This window comes from Deltaproteobacteria bacterium (assembly GCA_016709225.1).
GTDB classification, from domain to species: domain Bacteria; phylum Myxococcota_A; class Polyangia; order Nannocystales; family Nannocystaceae; genus Xiheibacterium; species Xiheibacterium phototrophicum.
In genome coordinates, this window is sequence record JADJEE010000001.1 from 1,326,806 (window position 1) to 1,345,820 (window position 19,015).

17 protein-coding genes are annotated in these 19,015 nt (G+C 72.9%); 7 read left to right on the forward strand and 10 right to left on the reverse strand.

Annotation, left to right across the window (positions count from 1 at the left end):
• Positions 1–6: 6 nt before the first annotated feature.
• From IPH07_05525 to IPH07_05540, 4 genes are all read right to left on the reverse strand, one after another.
• Complete coding sequence (locus IPH07_05525; GenBank protein MBK6916839.1) at positions 7–1,161, reverse strand: hypothetical protein; 1,155 nt, start codon at positions 1,159–1,161, stop codon at positions 7–9.
• Positions 1,158–2,915, reverse strand: a complete 1,758-nt coding sequence (tadA, locus tag IPH07_05530; protein MBK6916840.1) for a Flp pilus assembly complex ATPase component TadA — start codon at positions 2,913–2,915, stop codon at positions 1,158–1,160. The genes IPH07_05525 and tadA overlap by 4 nt, the downstream gene beginning before the upstream one ends.
• A 118-nt stretch (positions 2,916–3,033) precedes the next feature.
• On the reverse strand, positions 3,034–3,477 hold the full coding sequence (locus IPH07_05535) for a cytochrome c-type biogenesis protein CcmH (protein ID MBK6916841.1): 444 nt from the start codon (positions 3,475–3,477) through the stop codon (positions 3,034–3,036).
• A 46-nt stretch (positions 3,478–3,523) separates the two neighbouring features.
• Entirely contained in the window at positions 3,524–4,273 is a 750-nt protein-coding gene (locus tag IPH07_05540; protein ID MBK6916842.1) for a hypothetical protein, read from the reverse strand.
• A 1,299-nt stretch (positions 4,274–5,572) separates the two neighbouring features.
• On the opposite strand from IPH07_05540, the gene IPH07_05545 reads away from it, so the two are divergent.
• Both IPH07_05545 and IPH07_05550 read left to right on the forward strand, forming a co-directional pair.
• The gene (locus IPH07_05545; GenBank protein ID MBK6916843.1) at positions 5,573–6,010 is read left to right on the forward strand and encodes a peroxiredoxin; all 438 of its coding nucleotides are present in this window, start codon (positions 5,573–5,575) and stop codon (positions 6,008–6,010) included.
• Positions 6,011–6,090: 80 nt separating this feature from the next.
• Entirely contained in the window at positions 6,091–6,768 is a 678-nt protein-coding gene (locus IPH07_05550; protein ID MBK6916844.1) for a PilZ domain-containing protein, read from the forward strand.
• A gap of 12 nt (positions 6,769–6,780) precedes the next feature.
• Here the strand turns inward: IPH07_05550 and IPH07_05555 are convergent, their stop codons facing one another.
• A complete protein-coding gene (locus IPH07_05555) occupies positions 6,781–8,016 on the reverse strand; it encodes a PQQ-binding-like beta-propeller repeat protein (GenBank protein ID MBK6916845.1) in 1,236 nt (411 codons plus the stop codon).
• Positions 8,016–8,939, reverse strand: a complete 924-nt coding sequence (locus tag IPH07_05560; protein MBK6916846.1) for a hypothetical protein — start codon at positions 8,937–8,939, stop codon at positions 8,016–8,018. Before IPH07_05560 ends, IPH07_05555 begins: the two co-directional genes overlap by 1 nt.
• Before the next feature lie 111 nt (positions 8,940–9,050).
• Here IPH07_05560 and IPH07_05565 point away from each other — a divergent pair, with 111 nt between their 5' ends.
• Positions 9,051–9,917, forward strand: coding sequence for a hypothetical protein (locus IPH07_05565; protein ID MBK6916847.1), 867 nt, complete (start codon positions 9,051–9,053; stop codon positions 9,915–9,917).
• Between the two features lie 105 nt (positions 9,918–10,022).
• Here IPH07_05565 and IPH07_05570 read toward each other — a convergent pair whose 3' ends face one another.
• From IPH07_05570 to era, 3 genes are all read right to left on the reverse strand, one after another.
• Positions 10,023–11,720, reverse strand: coding sequence for a VWA domain-containing protein (locus IPH07_05570; protein MBK6916848.1), 1,698 nt, complete (start codon positions 11,718–11,720; stop codon positions 10,023–10,025).
• A gap of 292 nt (positions 11,721–12,012) precedes the next feature.
• On the reverse strand, positions 12,013–13,443 hold the full coding sequence (gene der / locus IPH07_05575) for a ribosome biogenesis GTPase Der (GenBank protein ID MBK6916849.1): 1,431 nt from the start codon (positions 13,441–13,443) through the stop codon (positions 12,013–12,015).
• Positions 13,440–14,381 (reverse strand): GTPase Era, encoded by a 942-nt coding sequence (gene era / locus IPH07_05580; protein ID MBK6916850.1) that lies wholly within the window; start codon positions 14,379–14,381, stop codon positions 13,440–13,442. The genes der and era overlap by 4 nt, the downstream gene beginning before the upstream one ends.
• Positions 14,382–14,449: 68 nt before the next feature.
• Between era and IPH07_05585 the strand changes: the two genes are divergently transcribed.
• The 3 genes from IPH07_05585 (at position 14,450) to IPH07_05595 (ending at position 16,967) form a co-directional block, all read left to right on the forward strand.
• On the forward strand, positions 14,450–14,713 hold the full coding sequence (locus tag IPH07_05585; GenBank protein ID MBK6916851.1) for a hypothetical protein: 264 nt from the start codon (positions 14,450–14,452) through the stop codon (positions 14,711–14,713).
• Positions 14,714–14,803: 90 nt separating this feature from the next.
• Positions 14,804–15,148, forward strand: a complete 345-nt coding sequence (locus IPH07_05590) for a pilus assembly protein PilZ (GenBank protein MBK6916852.1) — start codon at positions 14,804–14,806, stop codon at positions 15,146–15,148.
• Between the two features lie 55 nt (positions 15,149–15,203).
• Positions 15,204–16,967 (forward strand): hypothetical protein, encoded by a 1,764-nt coding sequence (locus IPH07_05595; protein ID MBK6916853.1) that lies wholly within the window; start codon positions 15,204–15,206, stop codon positions 16,965–16,967.
• A gap of 49 nt (positions 16,968–17,016) precedes the next feature.
• On the opposite strand, the gene IPH07_05600 is transcribed toward IPH07_05595, so the two are convergent.
• Entirely contained in the window at positions 17,017–18,204 is a 1,188-nt protein-coding gene (locus tag IPH07_05600) for a hypothetical protein (GenBank protein ID MBK6916854.1), read from the reverse strand.
• Positions 18,205–18,320: 116 nt separating this feature from the next.
• Here IPH07_05600 and tmk point away from each other — a divergent pair, with 116 nt between their 5' ends.
• Positions 18,321–18,986: a dTMP kinase gene (gene tmk, locus IPH07_05605; protein ID MBK6916855.1), complete on the forward strand. Its 666-nt coding sequence runs from the start codon at positions 18,321–18,323 to the stop codon at positions 18,984–18,986.
• The last annotated feature ends 29 nt before the right edge of the window (positions 18,987–19,015 follow it).

Below are 19,015 nucleotides of genomic sequence, written 5' to 3' on the forward strand. Positions count from 1 at the left end.
CGCCCGTTAGGGCTCGAGCGCGTCGTCGTCGTCGAGCGCGTCGTCGAGCTCGTCGTCGTCGAGCGATGGGTCGTGGGGATACGGCGGCTCGGGGGGTGCCGCGGCGGCGTCGGCCTGGGCCTGCGCGAGGACGCCACGCAGCCGCAGCAGCTCGAGGTGACCGGGCCCGATCGCGAGCCCGATCGCGAGCTGCTCGGCGGCGGCATCGAAGCGCTCGCGCTCGATCAGCTCGGCGACCGCACCGGCCTGCTGCAGCGCGAACTCGGGGCGCAGGGCGGTGACCTCGGCGGCCAGCGCGGCCCGCTGACGATCGTCGGCCTGCCACGCGGCCCATGCGAGGTGGAACGCCTGCTGCGGCACCGAGGTGGTGCACTCCGCAGCGCGTCGGAAGCTCGCGACCGCACGCTCGCGCTCGCCCAGCGCCGCGAACGTGCGCCCGAGCTCGTGGTGCGGCCACGCGAACTCGGGCGCGCGCTTGATCACCTGCACGAGCTCGGCCTTGGCGGCGACGTGCTCACCCGCCTCGCGCAGCAACTCGGCGAGGCGCAGGCGCGGGTTGGGGGCGTCGGGATCGAAGTCGAGTCGACGACGGCACAGCTTGCGCTGCACCGCGGCGGTGGGCTCACCGTCGTCGCCGAAGAGATCCTCGCGGAAGTCGCCGTGCTCGTCGTAGAGCACCTGGAACTCGCCGAGCCAACCCAGCACGAGGTGCGCGACGCTGGTGGACTCGGGGCTGCGGTCGCCGGCCTCCTCGACGCGCACGACCCCGGCTCCCTCCGCCCACGGGTCCTCGGGCAGCACGAACAGATCGCGGCCGTGCTCGGCGACGACGCGGTCGCCGGCCTGGATCAGGCCCTCGGCGAGCGCCGCCGCCGTCGCGCCCGCGATCTCGCGGGCCGGCAGCAGCCGGGCCTCGCCGGCCGCGAAGTCGATGCCGTCCCACCGTCGCCACAGCGCGCGCTCGTCGTCGGGCAACGCGGCGTCGCTCAGCGCGTCGGCGGTCGCCGGCGGCCTCGCGTCGTGGAAACCATCGGGGGCGTCGCGCAGGCGGTCCTCGATGCGATCGAACAGCGCCGCCGCGCGCTCGTCGGCGCGGGTCGGCGCCGCCGCGTGGCCCTGCCGGCCGGGCTTGCCAGGGGCACCCCCGCGCGAGCGACTCACGGTGCGGCTGCCTTGAAGATCCGCGTCGGCACCGCGATGCCGCCCTCGGCCAGCTTGCGCACGAAGCTCGGCACCGCCCCGGTCGGCTTGAACTCGGTCGCTCCGCTGGCGCTGCGGTGGGCGCGGAAGATCGGCAGGTGCTCGAGCTCGCCGCCCTCTTTCACGCGCGGCTCGATGATCTCGATGACCTGCATGGGCTCACCACCGACCCCGACCGAGAGCCGCACCAGCAGGTCGAGCGAGCGCGCCAGCGAGGTCATCAGGGCCGAGATCGCCCCCGAGGCCACGGTCGACAGGCCGGCCATGCGCCACAGCCCGTGGGCGGAGTCGATGCCCCACAGCGACACGATCGCGCCCCGCGTCGCGCCGGCGAAGGCGTCCATCACGGTCGCGGCATCCTCGTGGCGGGCACGCTGCGACACCAGCATGTCGACGCCGCCGCGCAGCACGACCCCGAGCGCATCCGAGAGCGCGACCCCGTCGGCCACGTCGCCGATGCGACGCACCTGCACCCAGCCGGTGCGGGAGGTGCCGAGCATGCCGGTGTCCGAGATCGTCATGACCCGGAACTCCTCCGGGATCTCGCCCGTCACCGCGCCCATGAAGCGGTCGAGGTTGGTCGCGCCCGAGGCCACGATGAGGATGCGTCGGCAGCCGCGGATCGCGGCCTGCAGCAGCTCGGCCATGTCGCTCGACAGCACGCCCTCGTCGCACAGCGCGTTGAGGTTGTTGGCGTCGGTGCGGTTGCGTCGCAGGTGCACGACCGCGGCGCGGACCTGGGTCGGCGGCAGCAGGGCGTACATCGTGAAGCCGTGCTCGACCTTGCCCTCGAGGATCTGCGTGCCCTCGCTGAAGAAGCCCCACTTGCGGGCCAGGCGTTGGGCGGTCAGCACCAGCGCGCGGTCGCCCGAGAAGCGCCGATCGAGCACCTCGAGCTGGCCCGAGGTGCCGCCGTCGCGGACGACCCGGATCGGCGCGTTGCCGACGATCTCGATCTCCTGCACCTGCGGGTCTTTCATCAGCTCGCCGAGCGGGCCGTACTCGACCAGCTCGCGCACGATGCTGATGCGCAGCGTGTCGACGTCGACGCCCTCTTCGATCTCGCCGGCCTGCCGCATCTGCGCGATGAGCCCGTCGACCAGTGTGATGGCCTCCTCGCGCTCGGACTCGCCGATGTCCTGGGCCAGCACCGGATCGAGCGCGTGCAGGTTGACCATCACGGTCTGCAGCACGCGGTTGGCGATGCGGTCGAGGTAGCTACTCTGCACGCCCGGTGCGGCCATCCGCCGCGCCGACGTGAACAGCCCGCTGTCGTCGCCGCCGTCGCCGACCATGCGCTCGATGTGGGGCGGCAGCGGCTCGGTGCTGGCGGGATGGGGCGGCACCGCGATGGCACGGGCCGACGGACGTCCGTCGGCGCCGGTCACCAGCAGCTCCGCGCGCTCGAGCGGCGCGATGGCGTCGTCGTCGCCCTCGAGCATGAGGATGTAGTCGCCGACGTAGATGCGATCCGAGCGCCGCACCGCGCGGGGCTCGGCGACCTTGCGGCCGTTCACGTAGGTGCCGTTGGTGCTGCCGAGATCGACGACCTCGACCGCGGCGGCGTGCCTGCGAAAGCGCAGGTGGTGCTTCGACACGTTGACGCGATCGAGCACGAGGTCGTTGTCCTCTTCGCGGCCGACCGAGAAGTGGTCACCTTCGAAGTTGAACCGCTGGGTGCGGCCACCCTTCTCGTGCACGACGACGCGCAACACGGGAGATCGCTTACCCCGGCGAGCGTGCCTCTGCCAAGGACTTCCGACCGACGATCGCAGGCCGCTTGGGTCGGCCGCGTCGGGGGCCAAGCCGGCCGCGGGCGTCCACCACCGGCTGCTAGAACTCGTCGATCTCGTCGAGGGCGTCGTCGAGCGCGTCGCGCTCGGCCTTGCTCACCGCACCGGCGGGCTTGCGCGCCTCGGTCGGCGCGGTCGAGATCGCACCGACCGCGGCCCGGCGACCCCGCAGCCAGCGGCGGCCGGCCCAGCCCAGCAGCACGGCGCCGGCGAGCCCGGCCCCGGCGGCACCGTAGAGGACCACCGGCTGCGGCGCGTAGCCGATGATCTCCGCACCGTAGCGCTCGACCAGGGCCTGCTCGATCTCCGCGCGCGACTTGCCGGCCTTGGCGTCGGCGAGGATACGGTCCTCGAGCTTGCGGGCCTGGTCCGACGGGCAGCTGGCGATGGTGCGGCCCGGGCAGAACGGCGACATCAGCTCGTTGCTGAGCTGCGAGAGCAGGCGCTCGGCGTCGGCGTCGGGGTTGGCGGCGGGGGCGGTCAACGTGGGTGCCAGAGGCTAGCACGGCGGCCTGGCGGCCGCCGGCGGGTCAGATCGAGCCCTTCCGCTTGGTGCGGCGCTTCTCCTTGCCGGAGCGGTCGGGCGGCGTGAAGACCATGTCGCACACCTTCTTGTGGGCCTCGGCCTGCTTGGGGTCGGTCAGATCGCGCTCGATCCACTCGAGGCCGAGGTTCTTGGCGTACTTCTTCATCTTCTGCTCGACGATGGTCCACTGCGCCTCGACCTTCTCGAGCTCGGTCTTGTCGCCCTCGTTGAAGGCCTTGGGGTAGTTGTTCATGACGTGCTCGTGGGCCTCGAGGATGTTGCCGATGAACTTCGACTTCTCGAGGATCCGCGGCTCCTCCGCGAACAACCGCTTCTGCCAGCCGTCGACGTAGACCACGTACGCGCGCTTGTACTGGAACCACTGCTCCTCGGCCGGGCTGCCGGCCTCGGCCCCGAAGGCCTTCTGGCCCTCGGCGAGCACCGCCTCGCGGAAGCACTGCAGCTGCTCCCAGTAGCCGAGCATCCGCTGGCCGTTGGCCTTGTCCCACTTGTAGAGGTGCTTCTCCCCCTCCGGATCCTTGCGGTTCCACGCCGCGAACTCGGCATCGGTCGGGGGCGCGAGGTCGGTCGGGCGCGGCTTCGGGTTGGGCTTGTAGTCCGGCGGGGTCTCGGGCGCCTCGGTCTCGAGCGCCTCGCGCACGGAGGGACCCGACTTCTGCTGGTCGCAGGCCGGCATCGCTGCCAGGCACAGCGCCAGGGCCATCACGGGGGAGTGCTGCTTCACGGGCGACATGGGTGACTCCTCGCGGCCGGGGCCGATGCGACCAGCGGCGGCCGGGCGAGGCCCGACGGCTTGGTCCTTGGGGTGCGGCGGCGGCCCACGATAGCGAGCCGGTCGTGTCCCTGTAAACCCCCGACGCGCGGGGGAGATCGAAGCCCGCGGTCGCGAGACGATCGCTCGCACCTCGTCGCCCCTTCGCACGTCGTCGCCCCCCGATCGTCGAAGGCCTTCGCTTGTCGCTGCCATGACGAACGTGGCACGCTCGCACCAACTGGCGCATCGCTGCCCAGGAGATCACATCCCATGGCCACCACCTCGAACGCGAAACGGGGCAAAGCAGCTGCGGCTGCGAGCGCTCCCGCATCCACTCCACGTGCGTCCTCGAAGTCTGCGGCGAAGGCCGCCCCAACCCCCGCCGCGCCTGCGAAGCGCGGTGGCGCGAAGGCTGCCGCTGCGCCGAGCGTAGCGAGCAAGCCCGCGAAGAAGACCGCGAAGAAGAGCGCGCCCGCAGCTGCACCCGCAGCTGCACCGAGCAAGCCGGCGAAGAAGGCCGCGAAGAAGAGCGCCGCAGCTGCACCCGCGGCGGCGCCGAGCAAGCCGGCGAAGAAGGCCGCGAAGAAGAGCGCGCCCGCGGCTGCACCGGCGGCGGCGCCGAGCAAGCCAGCGAAGGCCGCGAAGCCGGCGAAGGCCGCGAAGCCGGCGAAGCCTGCGAAGAAGGCTGCGAAGAAGGCCGACGCGAAGGCAGCGCCCGCACCGGCGCCCAAGGCCGCCGAACCCGCCGCGAAGCCGGCGAAGAAGGCTGCGAAGAAGGCCGCCGCGAAGCCGGCGCCCAAGGCCGCCGAGCCCGCTGCGAAGCCGGCGAAGAAGGCCGCGAAGAAGGCCGCCGCGAAGCCGGCCAAGGCCGGCGGCAAGAAGGCGGCGAAGGCCGACGCGAAGCCGGCGTCGGTCGGTGACGTCGGCGCGTCGTACACCGATGGCGGTTACGGCGGTGCGGCGGCCAACCGCGTCGCGCGTGCCACCAAGTCGCGCACCACCGCCACCGGCGCGCTCAAGGCCGCCGCGAAGTCGTACGCCACCGAGGCCGACGACGATCACGACGACGACCACGACGACGCCGGCGGCGACGACGACGACGATGGTTTAACCGGCGCTTCGTCGCGTCAGGTCCGTGCCGGTCGAGCGACCCCGGCTGCGGGCAAGCGCCCGGCGACGAAGCGCGCGTCGGGGGCCGACACGCCGCGTGGTGCCGCCACCGCGTCGTCCGCAGGCAACTCGCCCGCGGGCCGCGGTGTCACGCGTGTCGGTGAGGTCGTGCCGTCGTGGAGCCTCGATGGCGACGACGGCGTGCGTTGGTCGTCGAGCTCGCTGGCGGGCTCGCGCTACGTGCTCTACTTCTACCCGCGCGACGCAACGCCGGGTTGCACGGTCGAGGCCTGTGACTTCCGCGATCGCCACGCGGCCTTCGAGGCCGCGGGCGTGCGGGTGTTCGGCATCTCGAGCGACACGCTGGCGAGTCACGCGAAGTTCCGAGCGGCGCAGCGCCTGCCCTTCACACTGCTCAGCGATCCCGAGCGCGCGGTCGCATCGGCGTTCGGTGTGGTCGGTGAGAAGTCGATGTACGGTCGCAAGACGATCGGCGTCATCCGCAGCACGTTCGTGATCGGACCCGACGGGCGTGTCGAACACGCCTGGTCGCCGGTGCGCGTGGCTGGCCACGCCGAGGCCGTGCGCATGGCCGCGAGCGCCTGAACGAGTGCAGCGCGTGCCGGCCCGTGCCGGCACGCCGGCGCGGGCCACGGCCGGTCGCCTGCGCTATGCTGCGAGCGCAGATGGTGGAGCGCCGGTCCAGCGTCTCACTGCCGCGCATCGGCGACGGCGCCGCAACGCCTCGCCGGCTGCGCCTGCGTGGCGACGCCCGCCTGGTCGCGATGCTGGTGGCCGGCCGCGGGGCCGACGAGTCGGCGCGCCTCGAAGTGCCCTCGCGCGAGGCGGTCGCGCTCGGCGACGCGGTGCTGGTGGAGATCGGGCTCGGCGCGCTGGTCGACGAGGTCGAACTCGACGGCGTGGTGGTCGAGCTGCGCGCCCGCGACGGCGGACAGGCGCCGCTGGTGGTGATCGCGATCCCGGCGCGACACGCCGCCCAGCTCAGCTATGTCGAGTCGATCGTGCGCGGTGATCGTGCGCCGATGCCTCGCGCCCACCGCCGCATCCCCTGCGACGTCGCGGTGCGCTGGCAGTGCGGCGAGCTGCGCCAGGACAGCCGCGCCCGCGACCTCAGCCGCGGCGGTGCGTTCGTGCTCTCGCATCTGCAGCCGCTGGTGGGCGCGATGGTGACGCTCGAGTTCGAGGCCACCGCGACCTCGCCGATCCTGCGATTGCAGGCGCAGGTCTCGTGGATCCAACGCAATCCCCACGACGCCGGCTTCGGTGTGCACTTCGTGGTGCGAACCCGCGAAGAGGCCGAGCACGTCCAGCGCATGCTGCGGGCCCACGAGTCCGCGAGCTAGTCGCGCCGCAGATCAGGGCTCGAGCAGCCGCACGCCCAGCAGCACGCCGCGGTTGGTGATCGCGTACATGCGCGCCGTGGTCGGATCCCACACCGGCACGCTCGACATGCCGCTGCCGGTCAGCAGCTGATCGAGCACATCGCCGGAGCCGGCATCGAGCGCGACCAAGCCGCGCTCGACGTGCGTGATGATCACGGTGTCGCCGACCACCGCCGGCTCGCCGAGGCTGCCGACGTCGAGCTGCGTGCGCCACAGCAGCGCGCCGCGGCGATCGAGCGCGAACACACCCTCCAGCGACGACACCGCGATCAAGATGCCACCGGGGCCGAGCTGCAGCGCGCCCACGCCCCGCACCGGGAACACCCAGCGCTCGGCGCCGTCGCTGCGCGCCAGCGCGGTCACGCCGGTCGACTGGCCCGCGACGAACAACAGCTCGCCCTCGCGATCGACGAGCGGGGTCGTGTCGCAGTCGACGAAGTTGCCGCCCTCCTTGGGTGCCACGGTGACGTCCCACAGCAGCTGCCCCGAAGCGGCCGCGATCGCCGAGACCGAGCCGTCGTCGAAACACGCCCACAGCGTCCCGACCTCGCCGTCGCCGTCGTTGCCGCCGGCGGTGAACGAGAGCCCGGCGTGGCCGTGCACCGTGAAGTCGGTCTGCAGCGGGCGCTCGACCTGCCAGCGCCACGCACCGGTGCGAGCGTCGAGCGCGAACACCTGGTCGCGCGAGTTGACCACGAACACCACGCCCTCGTGCTGCAGCGCGGGGTTGCGGATGCGGCCGTCGGTGGGGTGTCGCCAGCGCTCGCTGCCATCGGCGGGATCGAGCGCGAACAGATCGCCGTTGTCGGTGCCGACCAGCAGCTGCTGCTCGGCGCCCTCGCCCGCCAGCACCGGCCGCGACGCCACCGGCCCGCCCATCGGACGCTCCCAGACGACCTCGCCGCGGTCGCGTTCCAGCGCGAGCAGCGTGCCCTCGCGGCTACCCACGTAGATGCGCGCGCGGGCATCGTCGATGCCGACGCCGGCGAACTCGTCGGGCCGCAGGATGAAGTTGTCGGGCACGGTGATCTGCCGCATCAGCTCGACCACACCGAAGCTGCGCGCGGCGTCGGAACCCTCGGCGTGCAGTGGCGGCGGCTCGTCGCCGCGGGTGCACGCGGCCAGTCCCGCGAGCGCGACCACCAGCGCGTGGCCGCGGATGGCACCGCCGGCCCGATGCGTCCGAGCCGCTGGCGCCGTGCTGGTCATCAGCGCCCGCCCAGCCCGCCGAGCCCGCCGAGCCCGCCCGGCCCGCCGAGGCCCGGCTCGGGTGGCACCGCCTGGGGATCGAGCTCGCCGAGGCGCTCGCGAACGGCCGCCTTGGCCATCGACGCCTTGTCGAGGGGGTACTCGGTCGCGTACTGGTGATAGAGCGCGAGCGCCTCGTCGTTGCGGCCGAGCTGCTCGAGCAGCCGCGCCCGCTGCCACAACGCCTGGTCGCGATAGAAGTCGCCCTCGGCACCCATGAGCTTGTCGAGCTCGGCGAGGGCCCCCTCGAGATCGCCTTGGCCCTCGCGTGCCAGCGCGATGCCTTCGCGGGCGATGAACGCCAGCAGGTGGCCATCGCCGACCTTGGTGAGGAACTCGTCGTAGCTGGCCTGCGCGGCCGCGAAGTCGCTGCGCTCGAACGATTCCGCGGCGCGGACCAGCAGGCCGAGGTGCTGCGCGCTCGAGTCGTCGCCGGCCATCAACGCTGCGATGGCTGCGTCGACATTCGCATCGAGCTCCGCCTCGTCGCGGGCGATCGGCAGCGGTGGGGGCCGCTTGCGCTCCTTCATGATCGCGTCGACGTCCTCGACGATGCCGCGCGCCCGCCAGGCGGCCGACTGCGCGAGCAGACGCGTCGACGCGGCGGTGGCCTCGGCCTTGTGCCGCGTCCACCAGATGGTGCCGCCGATGATGCCGGCGATCGCGGCCACGCCGGCGAACACCAGCGGCCCACGCCGCACGGCCGTGCGTCCGGCCGCACGCACGCCTTGCTGGAAGCCGTCGGGTGCATCGTCGGCGGCGGGCTGGGCACGCTTCACGCGGGCCCGGTTCCACTTCGGCAGATCCATGCGCTCCGCCGGCACGTCGCCGTCTTGCGGGGGTGCCGGTGCCTTCGGCGGCTCGGGCGGGACGTCGTCGCTCATCGTTCGTCGGGGCCTACGGGAGTGCCGCGCGGGCGCGCGCCCGCGGGTGTGCCGTTCCTACCGTACCCGCGGCCGCGATGTCCACGGCCATGCCAGCTATACTCCGCCCCCGTGGTGGCGTCTTCGGCATGCGGGGCCCGCTGGGGCGGTCTGTGGCCCGGGGCCGTCCGCGCCGCCGCGTCCGCGACCACGCTGGCGCTGGCGCTGGCGGGACCGGGGCACGCGCAGGCGTCCCCCACCAGCGACGAGGCCGAGGCCAACGCGGCCGCGACGGCGCGCCCGCGCGATCCCAACGACGCCCCCATGATGGCGCCGCGCGGGGGCCAGCCGCCGACCTCCGATCGCCGGCTGGGCGACGACTGGTCGCGTGGGCGATCCTCGCGGCGGCGGCTCGCGCTGTCGGTGGCGCCGATCTTCGCGTCGTATCGGCTCGCGTTCATCGGTCGCCCGCTGCAGCCCGCCCGCGGCGGCGGTCTCGCGGTCGACCTCGACGTGCAGCTGCTGGCGCCGCTGTGGCTGCGGGTCGGCGCCTCGTACAGCGCCCACGCGTTGTTCGACCAGTTCGAGCGGCCCGAGGGCGAGGCGCCACAGCAGACCGCGCGTCGCGGCGTGCTGCACACCGTCGATGCCGGCGGCGCGCTGCTGCTGGCCATGGATCTCGGCCGCGTGCGCCCGATGCTCGAGGCCGGCGCGGGCATCCTGCTCATGCGACAGCCGCGGGATCCGGTGCAGGACGGGCAGCTGGGCGGCGCCTGCATCGACGGCGGCGGCTGCGACGTGGGCCTCTTCTGCGCCACCGCGCAGAACGTCTGCCGCCAGGGCGTGGTGCCCCGCCTGCACGCCGGGGCCGGCATCGAGGTGTTGGTCGCCGATCGCTTCAGCATCGGCGTGATGCTGCGCTACTTCGCGTTGCTGCTGGCACCCACGGTGTTCCCGGTCTACCTGCAGACCGGCGTGCGCGCGACGGTGCGCTTCTAGTCGCGGCGACGGCTCGGCCCCCACGAACGACGCGAGGGCCGAGGACGTCTCGCGTCCCCGACCCTCGGCCTCGCCCCGCGTCTGCGGGGCCTTCGCGTTGCTGCGCTACGGCAGGTTCGGGCAGTCGAGCTTCTTGTTCGGCGACAGCTGACAGGTCGCGCTGACCGACGTGCCACCGGGGGCCGGCACGCCGTCGCGGCGCACCAGGCGGAACTCGAGGTTCCAGCCCTCGTCGACGCAGGCCTGCGAGAGGTTGTCACCGACCAGCGCCTCGTAGCAGACGTCCTGCCCATCGGGCAGCGCACCGTCGGCCAGGCAGCGCGGGATGTCCGACTCGATGGTGGTGCCGGTGTCGACGTCCGGCGCCTCCTGGATCAGCGTGCACGACGGCTCGAGCTCCGGCGTGACGACGTTGGAGTCGGCGACGCAGGCGGTCATGCAGGCGGGCTTGATCTGGTCCTTGATCGTGTTGGCGATCGAGTCGAGCGCGCCGGTGAAGCTCTCCTGACAGATCGAGTAGAGGTTGCGGCTGCCGCCGACCGCGAAGGCCTCGGCGAACTCGCGCTCGCGCACCGGCGGTCGGGCGGTGCCGATCGGCGTCATCGGATCGCCGTCGTCGTACATGCAGCCGGCACCGATGCCGAAGTCGCTCTGCTCGACCGGATCGAGCGCGTTCGAGTACGAGATCTCGGAGGCGTTGGTCTCGTAGCCCTGCGGCACGCCGGCGATCATCGCGACCAGGACCTCCTGGCCGGGGGTGATCATCTGCTTCGAGATCTCGAGCTGCTGCACGAAGTCGGTGTAGCGCTTGACCGGATGGAGCACGGCCTTGTCGTCGGCCACGCCCTCGTTGGCGTCGACGTCCTTGTTGACCGACTCGCAGCTGTCGTACGGGGTGCCGCCACCGTCACAGTGCACGCCGGCGCGCCAGCACACCGCCGAGGTCGGCGCGGAGGCGGTCGGGTCGCTCCAGAACGCCGCCGGATTGCCGCCCATCGAGGCCGGCAAGAAGATCGACTGGTACGCGTTGTTGTACGAGCAGTCGGTCTCGTCGGAGATGACGACGATCGAGAGGATCGCGTTGCTGCGCAGGAAGCCGTACTGCTCCTCGTCGTTCTTCTGGGCGCGCAGGAACGCCTTGTACATCGACTCGAGGTGCGACTCGAAGCCGCAGCCGGCGATGCCCTGCGGACCGAAGCACTGGAACGCCTCGGTGGTGGTCGGCACCCGCGACATGCCGTTCACGTCGGCCTTCTCGGCGAGGTTGTTCTTGCCCTCGATGTTCTCCAGCCACGGGCGCGGCTTGGGGATGCCGTCGAACTCGGTGACCGTGTCGGTGGTCGAGATCTCGTCGAAGTTGCACACGTCGGTGCACGCGGCCGCGGTCGCGTCGGCGGGCGGGTTGCCGCTGAAGACGAACTGTCCGGTGCGGCCGCGGCAGCTCGACATCTGCAGCTTGCCGGCCTCGGGCGACGTCGCACCGCACCACGGGTTGCCGTTGTCGGTCGTGGTCACGCCGATGCGGTAGTTCGCCTTGACGTCCTCGGCCTCGAGCACGCCGATGAACGCCGGGAAGTTCGCGGCGAGCAGGCCCTGCTCCTCACCCATCGAGCCCGAGTTGTCGATCACGAAGAGGATGTCGACGTCCTTGTTGACGGTCAGCTGGACGGCGTTCTGCTTCTCCGACGCCGCCTCGTACTTCACGCCCTTCAAGGGGTGTTCGAGACACGCCAGCAAGGTGGGCAGCGCGAGACCGACGCCAGCGAGCAGAGTGGTGCGGGAGAAGAGCGAAAGGCGGCGCATGGATTCCTCCAGGGGAACGAGGGTCTCGAGGCGGCGGCGGCCTGGGTCACAGGTCGACGGGCGACGGCGCGGGGATTGGGTTCGATCGCGCCCGCTCGAGCCGAGCACAGACTAAAGCAAGCCGGCCGCCAGGGACAATCCCCGAAAAGCGGCTGGGTTTTCCGCGCGGCGCACGAGGGCCACGCCCGCGGGGCGCCAACTCGGTTGCGCCGGCAAGGCCCTGCACGCAACGCCAGTGGCGGCGAGCCGGCCGGCGGGCCGGTGCCGTGGGGCCGCGGCTTGGGCGTCGGCGTCAGTCGTCGCGGGACTCGCCGGGCATGTGGCCGCCGCGGCCGCGGCCGCGCACGACGATCCGAAGCGGCACACCGTGGAGATCCCACCGCTTGCGGAAGCGCCGCAGCAGGTAGCGCTCGTAGGCCGGGGGCAGAGAGCGCCCGCGGTTGGCCGAGATCGCGAACAGCGGCGGCTCGACGCCGGCCTGGGTCGCGAAGTACAGCCGCACGAGGTTGCCGCGGTGGGCCGGCGGCGACAGCTCCGCGACGGCGCGCTGCAGCTCGTCGTTCAGATCCGAGGTCGAGATGCGCCGCGACAGCGCCTTGGCCGTGCGGCGCACCGCCTTCATGACGACGTCGAGGTTGCGCGCGTGGCCCTGCCCCGCATCGCGGCCGTGGCCGACGATCGAGGTCTTGATCAGATCCGGCTCCTCGAGGAACGCCAGCGCCTCGGCCGACTGCTTGGCGATCTCGCTGGCGCGGGCCCGGTCGTCCTTCACGAGGTCCCACTTGTGCAGCAGCACGACCACGCCCTTGCCGCGCTCGAATGCCATGCGGGCGATGCGTTGATCCTGGTCGGTCACGCCCTCGGTGGCGTCGATGACGAGCACGACCACGTGGGTGCGCTCCATCGCGCGGATCGACTTGATGGCGGCGAGCTGCTCCTGCGCGCGCGCGACCTGGCGGCGCCGTCGCAGGCCCGCGGTGTCACACAGCACGAAGTCTTCGTCGTGCCAGCGCAGCGGCAGATCGATGGCGTCGCGGGTGGTGCCCGGGACGTCGTCGACGATGACGCGGGCGGCCCCGACCAGCGCATTGACGAGCGACGACTTGCCGGCGTTGGGGCGGCCCAGGAACGCCATGCGGATGCCCGGCGGCACCAGCTCGACCTGCGCGGGGGCGGGCCCGAGCAGCGCCGCGATCGCGTCGCACAGCTCGGCGACACCGCGGCCATGGGCGGCCGAGACCGCGAGCACGTCGCCGACCCCGAGCTCCCACGCCCACGCGGCGGCCCGCTCGCGCGCGGGTGAGTCGGCTTTGTTGGCGGCCACCACCACCGGCTTGCCGGAGCGCCGCAGCAGCGCCGCGACCTCGTCGTCGACCGAGGTGCGACCCGCCTCGGCATCGACCACGAAGAGCACCAGGTCGGCCTCCGCGATCGCGATGCCGGCCTGGGCCTTGATGTGCGATGGCATGCCGTCGTCGAGCGAGGGATCGATGCCGCCGGTGTCGACCACCACGAATGCGCCGCTGCCCCAGTTGGCGACGCCGTACAGGCGATCGCGGGTGACGCCGGGGTTGTCCTCGACGATGGCCTTGCGGGCGCCGACCAGGCGGTTGAACAGCGTCGACTTGCCGACGTTGGGACGACCGACGATGGCCACCACCTTCGCGGCGGTGCCGGCCGGCGCGCCGGGCTCGTCGCTGTCCTCGAAGTCGTCGTCGCTCATGTCGTGCCTCCGTGATCGCCGGCCGCGTAGCCGAGCTGCGCGAGTCGCTTGGGATCGCGGGTCCAGTCCGGTGCGACGTCGACCCGCAACCGCAGGTCGGCACTGCGACCAGTGAGTCGCTCGATGCGGGCGCGCGCGGCCATCGAGATCGCCTTGACGACCTTGGCGCCGCGGCCGATGACCATCGGCTTCTGGCTCTCGCGCTCGACGTAGATCGTCGCGGTCACGTAGTCGCGATCCTCGCGGCTGTCGAAGCGCTCGATCACCACCGCGCAGCTGTACGGCAGCTCCTGGCCGAGGTGGGCGAACAGCTCGGCGCGTACGAACTCGGACGCGTGCCAGCGCAGCGGGCGATCGGTGAGCTGGTCGTCGGGGTAGTGGGCGGGGCCTTCGGGCAGTCGTGCGACGATCTCCTCGCCGAGCGCGTCGATGCCCTCGCCACGCAGCGCCGCGACCGGCACCACCGCCGCGAACGTGTGCAGCTTCGACCACGCCGCGGTGACCGGCAGCAGCGCGTCGGGGTGGCGCAGACGATCGCGCTTGGTCAGCACCAGCACCACCGGCTTGCCCAACGCAGCCACCTGATCGAGGCCCTCGCGCGCCACCGCACCGGGTTGCCACGCCGCGAGATCGTCGAGCCCCAGCGAAGGGCACTCGGCCAGCAGCAGCACCAGGTCGACATCGCGGCAGCCGGCGAGCGCCTCGGCGACCATGTAGCGGTTGAGTGCGCTCTTGGGCCGGTGCAGCCCCGGCGTGTCGACCATCACCGCCTGGAAGCTCGGGCCCGACCAGATGCCGAGCATGCGCTCGCGTGTGGTCTGCGGGTGATCGGTGGCGATCGCCACCGGCTCACCGACGAGCGCGTTGACCAACGTCGACTTGCCGACGTTGGGCCGGCCGCACACGGCGACGAAGCCGAATCGATGGGGGGCTGCCACGGGCGGGCGAGTGTGGGGCCGCGGGCCGAAATCGTGCAACTGTCCTGCGACTCTGATAACGGCCAGCGGTGATGCTCGCGTCGGTCCTCCACGCCCGGGTCGCAGCCGCGCTGGCCGCGGCCGCCCTGCTGCTCGCGATCGCCGGCGCATGGCCGGGCCTGGGCATGCCGGCCTGGCCGGGCGCGGTGCTGGGCCTGGCCGCCATCGCGATGGGGCTACGCCCCGGTCCGGTGCTCGCGCGGGCCGTCGCCACCTCCGGGGGGGCCGCGGCGGCGCTCGTCGCCGGCCTGCAGATCGCCGTGCTGTGGGGCGTGGCGGTGGCCTTGCCCTGAACGACCGCCCCCCGACGGCCCTCGCCATGCCTACATGTAGGATATTTGCCTCCTTCCCCGTCCGCCGGGCATCGTGTGGCCATGCCGCACGTGCAGATCGAACGGCGCGCCACTGCGCGCATCGACAAGGTGTTCCGGGTGCTGGTGACGAGCGACCTGCACGGCGAGCGCTGGTACGTCGCGCGCAACATCTCGACCACCGGGATGTTCGTCGAGATGCCCGACCCGCTGCCGCTGCGCTGCAAGGTCGTGGTGCGGTTCTGTGCCGACGGCAGCGAGCACGCCTCGATCTGCGCGATGGCAGCGGTGCAGAACCACTACTACCTGCAGTACGCCGACGATCACGGGCTGCGGGCACTGTCGGGGGTCGGGCTGCGATTCCTGCGGTTCCTGCCCGAGCTCGGCGGCGTCGCAGCCGACCTGCCCACGCACTGACGCGCGCGCAGCCCCTCGAAGCCGGGGCGCACCGTCGCGCCCACGGGAGCACGACATGAACCATCGAGCCCTGCCTTGGATCCTGGTGATGGCGACGCTGGCGTGTACGCCGTCGCTCGAGGTCGAGGTCGACACCGCGATCGGCTCGCGGGCGCGGCGCGACGATCCGGCCGCACGCGCCCAGGACGTGTCGGTGATGGCGCGCGCGCTCTTCGGTCGCGACGAGGCCACCGGCGAGGCCGAGCTGCCCGCGCTCGCCGGTCCCGTGCACCCGCCGCGTGCGGTGGACGAGCTCGACGATCTGGTGGTCGCGATCCGCAAGGGTGCGCTCGACGAGATCGGCGGCCCGGCGCATCGACTCCAGCACGCCGAGGCCTCGCTGTGGCCGCAGCTGCGGGCGCTGCTGCTCGCGCCGCGGCGCGCACCCAAGGGCGACTACCGCTCCACCTTGGCGGCGATCGGCGGCGACGTCCCCAACCGCTACGGCCACTTCGATCTCGCTTGGAAGAAGGCGCACGGCTTCGCCACCAAGCTCTCCGAGGACTGGTTCGAGGACCTGCTGGTGATGCCGCGATCGAAGCTGTCGCCGTCGCTGGTGCCGGTCTATCGCGACTGCGTGCTGACCACGGCGCTGCTCCAAGCTGCATCCGAAATCGGCAAGAATCCCGCGTACTCCGAGGATGTCGTGAATGTGCTTCTCGAGGCCGCTCACGTGCACGAGGGCACGTTCCGCGACGAGGTCGGCCGCGCGGTCGCTCGCATCGGCGACGAGGCGGTGCCGTGGCTGCTGCGACGCGCGATCCCACCCCAGGGTCGCGACCCGGAGGCCGCACAGCGGGCCGCGTACGCGCAGGCGCTGCTCGACCGCATGGATCGCTGGATTCCCGAGCGGGCCGAGGCGGCACTGCGCGCCGAGCCGCGACGACTCGCAGCGGCGCTCACCGCCTGGGGCGAGGCCCGCGACGGTCACGCGGCGCCGGTGATGCTGGCCCACGTCGACTCGAAGATCCCGAGCGTGCGCGCTGCGGCCCGCGCGGCCTTCGTGGCGCTGGTCGAGGGCCCGCCACCCAAGAGCGTCAGCCGCAGGGTGCGGCTGCTCGGCGGTGGCACCGGCCACGCGCAGGCCTATCTCAACTACCGACAGCTCGCGGCGCTGGCGGTACGCGACGCGATCGTACGGCTCGATCCACAGCTGCTCGAGGCGCCGTGCGACCTGGCCCTCGATCCCCGCGGTCGACCGCTCGATCCCACCTGCGAGCAACAGCCCGCGCGCCACGCCGCGGCCTACTTCGCTGCGCTGGACACCGCGCGCGCCAGCGACACCCGCCGCTCGATCGCGCTGGCGCTGGCCGCCGTCGATCGTGACGCCCGCGTCGCTGCACTCGATCGACTGCTGGCGGAGCGCCCCGAGCTCGGCGACGCGCCGGTGCTGGTCGAGGCCTATCGCGAGGCGGCCGCGGCCGCGCTGCAGGACGGCGACGCCGCCAAGACCGCTGCGCTCAGCCGCAAGGCCTCGGTGCTCGTGCGCAGCCGTGATCCCGAGCTCGCCGACACGCTGCAGGTGCAGGCCCTGCTGGCCGAGGCCACGCTGCCCGCGCTGCCGGAGGCGGGGCGCGAGATGTTGTTGCGCACCGCCGCGGGTCTTCGGCCCGACGATCCCCACGTCGACGGTGCGCTCGCCGGACTCGCGCGCGCGCAGCCCAGCGCGCCGGAACTCAGCCGACCGCGCATCGGCCTCGGCGTCGCGCTGGTCGGGCTGGCGTTCGCCTGCCTGGTGGCGCTGCGCGGGCTTGGTCGGCGTCGCCCACAGGCGGCCTGATCGCGGCGGCGGCCGAACGGGCGTCGGCGTGCCCGCGCGCGCGGGCGGCTCAGGGCGGCTGCGGTAGATCCTTGAGCGGATCGCGGGGCGGCTTCTTGGGCTTGAGCGTCTTGGGCTCGTCGCTCGGCGGATCGGGCTTCTTGGGCTTCGAGCTGCCGCCGCCCTTGGGCTTCGACTTGGGCTTGCTCGGCGCGGCCGGGGCCGGATCGCTGCCACCGGCCGCAGGTGTCGGCTCGACCGGCTTGGCCGGCTCGACCGGCTTGGCCGGGTCCGTCGGGGATGGCGCGGCGGGATCGCCCGCGGCGGGCCCGGCGGGCTGGGTCGGGGCCGCGGCGGGCGCGGGCTCGGCGGGCTTGGCCGGATCTGCGGCCGGCTCGGCGGGCTGGGCCGGCTCGGCGGCCGGCGCGGGCTCAGCCTTGGCCTCGGGCTCGGCTGCCGCGGGCGTCTCGGGCTCGGCGACCACGGAGGGCTCGGAGCCCTCCTCCGCGGCGGCGTCCTGGTTGCGGGTCAGGAGGAACAAGACGCCGGCCAGCGCCGCGGCGCCGAAGCCGAGAAAGATCCAGGTGCTCGCGCCGGAGCTGAGGTTCGAGTCGCGATGCGAGGTCGCGCGGGAAAGATCGAGTGGAGCTCCGCCGACGAAGGTCGGCTTCGATCCCTGCGGCCCGCGGCCGGTGTCGGCGGCGGTGCCCGTGAACTCGAAGACCGTCTTGCTGCCACCGACCATCAGCTCGTCGTCGCGGCTCGCGGTCGGAGCCGCCGGCGGGCGCTGGCCGTGGGCGGGGTGAGGCGGACCTTGCGGGGGTGGTTGGTGCATCGCGGGCGAACTCGCTGCGGCAGGATACGCCGGGTATCCGCCGCCGTGGGGCGCTGCCGCGGCGGGCATGGGCGCCTGCGGCGGATACGGCATCGCCGGGACGGCGGCCGGGGCGGGCGGGTACGGCTGCGCGGCGGGCGGGTACGGCTGCGACGCGGGGTACGGCTGCGACGCGGGCGGGTACGGCTGCGACGCGGGCGGGTACGGGGCCGACGCGGTGGCGGGGTACGGGGCCGACGGCGACGGCGATGGGTACGGCGCCGGTGGATACGGACCCGGCGTCGACGCCTGCGCGCCCGTCGGTGCTGCGGGGTATGGCGCAGGCGCGGTGGTCGGCACCGCGGCTGGGGCGTTGGGATCGCCGAGGCCACCGCTGCCGATGGCGATGGTCTCCTTCTGCCGCGTGGTGCTGGGCCCGCTCATCGACGACCTCGATCCGCGCGCGCCCACGTCGAAGCAAGGGGCGCGGGCGCTGCCTCGCCAGTGTGCCACGGTCGTCGGCGCCCGCCAAAGCGATCGTCGGTCGCGACGAACGCTGCATGGGTGCAAGCGCATGCGTGGGCGGCCGCCTTGCTGTTACGCTCGCGCGCACCGTGGTCGGACGCTTCATCGTGCTCGAGGGCCTCGATGGTGCCGGGACCACCACCGCTGCGCACGCGCTCACGGTGGCGCTGGAGCAGCGCGGGCACACCGTCGTCCGCACCGCGCAACCCAGCGACCGTGCGCTCGGCCGCGCAATCCGAGGGTATCTGCGCCGTGAGGGCGAGCCCCTCGATCCACGCGCGCTGGCGCTGCTGTTCGCGGCCGACCGCCTCGATCACCTCGACCACGTGATCGCGCCGGCGCTCGCACGCGGCGAGGTGGTGGTGTGCGATCGCTACGTCGCGTCGTCGTGGGCTTACCAAGGGCTCGCGTGCCCGCTGCCGTGGGTGGAGGCCATCAACAGCCATGCGCGGTGGCCCGACCTCACATGCGTGCTGACGGTGCCGCCGGAGGTCGCGGCGGCGCGCGTGTCGGCCCGTGCGACCGCCCGCGGCGAGGCCGAGGAGCTGTTCGACGCGCTCGCGCTGCAGCGTCGCGTCGCGCAGTCGTACGCAGCACTGGTCGCGTCCGAGCGTCCGGGCGTGCTGTCGATCGACGCGACCACACCCATCGATGCGGTTGCAGCCGCGGTGCTGGACGCCGCCATCGCGCTGGGGCTGTGACGAACCTGCACGAAACTGGCGGCAGCGGT

Coding starts and splice junctions, on each gene's coding strand:
- IPH07_05540 (MBK6916842.1), bottom strand. CDS start 4,273: ATGTCGCCCGTGAAGCAGCACTCCCCCGTGATGGCCCTGGCGCTGTGC.
- IPH07_05550 (MBK6916844.1), top strand. CDS start 6,091: ATGGTGGAGCGCCGGTCCAGCGTCTCACTGCCGCGCATCGGCGACGGC.
- IPH07_05555 (MBK6916845.1), bottom strand. CDS start 8,016: ATGACCAGCACGGCGCCAGCGGCTCGGACGCATCGGGCCGGCGGTGCC.
- IPH07_05560 (MBK6916846.1), bottom strand. CDS start 8,939: ATGAGCGACGACGTCCCGCCCGAGCCGCCGAAGGCACCGGCACCCCCG.
- IPH07_05570 (MBK6916848.1), bottom strand. CDS start 11,720: ATGCGCCGCCTTTCGCTCTTCTCCCGCACCACTCTGCTCGCTGGCGTC.
- der (MBK6916849.1), bottom strand. CDS start 13,443: ATGAGCGACGACGACTTCGAGGACAGCGACGAGCCCGGCGCGCCGGCC.
- IPH07_05595 (MBK6916853.1), top strand. CDS start 15,204: ATGAACCATCGAGCCCTGCCTTGGATCCTGGTGATGGCGACGCTGGCG.
- IPH07_05600 (MBK6916854.1), bottom strand. CDS start 18,204: ATGAGCGGGCCCAGCACCACGCGGCAGAAGGAGACCATCGCCATCGGC.
- tmk (MBK6916855.1), top strand. CDS start 18,321: ATGGGTGCAAGCGCATGCGTGGGCGGCCGCCTTGCTGTTACGCTCGCG.